We start from the raw sequence: 1353 nt of genomic DNA, 5'->3' as shown, positions 1-1353 counted from the left end.
CGATGTGTTTTGGTGCTACAGACAGAATGAATGCCACAACCATTGAACCAACGATAACTTCCGCAATGGCTTGGAAGAAGTGAATCGCCAAGAAGATTTCAGGCATGATCACCACATCTTCACCAACGGTTGTGACCGCAAACGTTAGGATGCCAAATGCAATTGCAGTGAGTACAAATGCCATCGCGATTTTAGTCGCTGTCGAAAGGTGAACGTCGCGTTTTTCAAGCATACCGAAGAAACCCGCAACAATAGGGCCACCAACCATACACCAAAGTGGGTTCATTGCCATTGCTGCTTCTGGCTCAAGTGGGATAAAGCCAAACAGTGAGCCTTTCAAAGTATTGATTGCCACCATGTTCATTGACGTCATCATTTGTCCGTAGTAGACGAAGAAACACGTAGTCAAGAAGGTCACAATGAGGATGGTGCCCATCTTCAATGACTCGGCTTTGCTGGCTTTCAGCATTAAAGAGACGAAGTAAAGAATCGCAGCGCCACCGATGGCATAAACGATGTTTTGACCAATATCCATGTTTGAGAACATGAAGAACACCAACGCGATCATGGCGACGGAAATCAGTGCGAAGAATACCCAGTTTTTCAAGCTTACCGCTTTTTGGTCAAGTTCAGCGGCTACACCAGTTAGGCCCTTTCTGAACATCAATAACATCACAAGCGCAGCGCCTGCCATGACGGCAGAGATGGTAAAGCCGCCGTTAAAGCCAATTACCAGCACGATCATCGGGAACAGGTACTGGCCTAAAAAAGCGCCGACATTGTTCACCGAATAGTTGATTGGGTAACCTTTTTCGAAATCTTCTTGTGATTTAAAAGTGCGTTTGTAAAGACTTGGGTAAGAAGGTGACATCAAACCACGGCCGTAGCTTGCTAGAGCGATACCACACATCGATAAAGGAACGTTTGTCGCCGAAGCACCAAGTACCAGCAAAACGTAACCCGCAGCGAACGCCAGAAAGGCGATGGACAGAGAGCGGTAAGCTCCTAAAAACTTATCCGCAATAAATCCGCCAGCGATGGCAAACAATGGCCCAATGGCAGAAAAAGCGCCCACGATCATCATCGTATCGGCTTCGTTGTAATTTAGATCTTCTAGAAAAAAGCGAGTTAAGCTCACTAACACGCCATAAAATGATAAGCCAAACATCATTTGGCAGAACATCATAGATTTGTTTAGTTTATTCCACATAATTTTGTACTCACATTAGCGGAGAAAGATAGTGATTATTTCTGTTAAATGTTACTTAAACGAGATATTGAGTATTGAAATAATTGTCGCATAACTAACAAAAGACGCACTATATTTTCTAATGTGAAGTTTGTTATTTGCTT

Annotated in this window: 1 protein-coding gene; it reads right to left on the bottom strand. The window is 43.8% G+C overall.

Annotated features, from left to right (window positions below):
* Positions 1-1210: MFS transporter (locus R7P67_RS24515; protein ID WP_318086276.1), on the bottom strand; the 1210-nt coding region annotated here is incomplete at its 3' end.
* Between the last annotated feature and the right edge of the window lie 143 nt (positions 1211-1353).

It is taken from the genome of Vibrio sp. Vb0937 (genome assembly GCF_033338855.1).
The sequence above is the reverse complement of the archived record's forward strand: the minus strand, read 5'-3'. Positions and strand labels throughout refer to the sequence as shown.